Source organism: Kitasatospora sp. NPDC091257 (genome assembly GCF_044757675.1).
GTDB classification, from domain to species: domain Bacteria; phylum Actinomycetota; class Actinomycetes; order Streptomycetales; family Streptomycetaceae; genus Kitasatospora; species Kitasatospora lactacystinica.
In genome coordinates, this window is sequence record NZ_JBIVVI010001774.1 from 1 (window position 1) to 1,243 (window position 1,243).

1 protein-coding gene is annotated in these 1,243 nt (G+C 69.3%); it reads left to right on the top strand.

Annotation, left to right across the window (positions count from 1 at the left end; genetic code table 11):
• The coding region (locus ACIQOV_RS41935) for a penicillin acylase family protein (RefSeq protein ID WP_401056465.1) at positions 1-1,145 on the top strand (1,145 nt) is incomplete at its 5' end.
• Positions 1,146-1,243: the final 98 nt, after the last annotated feature.

A 1,243-nucleotide genomic window follows, 5' to 3' on the forward strand; every position in this document is an offset into this window, starting at 1 on the left:
CCCTCCCCTCGCCGGGCTGGGACTCCGCGTACCAGTGGAAGGACCCGATCCCCTTCACCGCGCTGCCCTGGAGCCTCAACCCCTCGGCCGGCTACATCGTCACCGCCAACCAGGCCGTGGTGGACCCGAGCTACAAGTACAACCTGACCAAGGACTGGGAGTACGGCACCCGCGCCAAGGAGATCACCGACCAGATCGAGGGCCTGCTCAAGAACAACGGCAAGATCTCGCCGGACGACATGCAGACCCTCCAGCTGGACAACACCAGCGTGATGGCCAAGACGCTCGTCCCGCTGCTGCTCAAGCAGCCGATCAGCGACCCGTACGTGCGCGAGGCCCAGGACCTGCTGAAGGACTGGAACTTCCACCAGGACGCCGACTCGGCCGCCGCCGCCTACTACAACGGCGTCTGGCGCCAGCTGCTGATCCTGGCCTTCGGCCAGAAGTTCCCGGCCGACCTGCGGGCCAAGGACAACTGCCTGCTGGTCCGCCAGCAGGACGACCCGACCAAGCCGGACAGCTCCACCAAGATCGTCACCGAGTGCGGCACCCGCGAGCCGGGCAAGGCCCAGCCGGACGGCGGCGACCGCTGGACCGAGGTGGTCCGCCAGCAGCTGGAGAAGCCCGACAGCTCGTGGTGGACGTACATCGACGATCAGCACAAGGAGCAGAAGGGCCTGAACAACCTGCTCCAGGAGGCGATGAAGAACGCCCGCCAGGAGCTGACCTCGCTGCTCAGCAAGGACGTCTCCACCTGGAGCTGGGGCCGCCTGCACAAGCTGGAGCTGCGCGAGCAGACCCTCGGCACCGACAACTCCTCGATCGCCTCCGGCGCGGTGCACAAGCTGCTCAACCGCGGCCCGTACCGGCTCTCCGGCGGCTCGGCGGCGGTCGACGCGGCCGGCTGGAACGCGGCGGCCGGCTACCAGGTGGACTGGATCCCGTCGATGCGCATGGTGGTCGACCTGAACGACCTCGACTCCTCGCGCTGGATCAACGTCGGTGGCGCCTCCGGCCACGCCTTCCACGACAACTACAACGACCAGACCGACCTCTGGCTCAAGGGCAAGCTGCTGACCTGGTCCTACTCGCCGGACGCGGTCGAGAAGGCCACCAAGCACAAGCTGGTGCTCACCACCGGCTGACGCCCGGACGGCCCGGCCACCGGCGGCCCCGCGCCCCCCCCGGGCGCTACGACACGCCCGGGCAGGGCCCCACGGGCGGGCGCCCCCGCCGCCCCCAA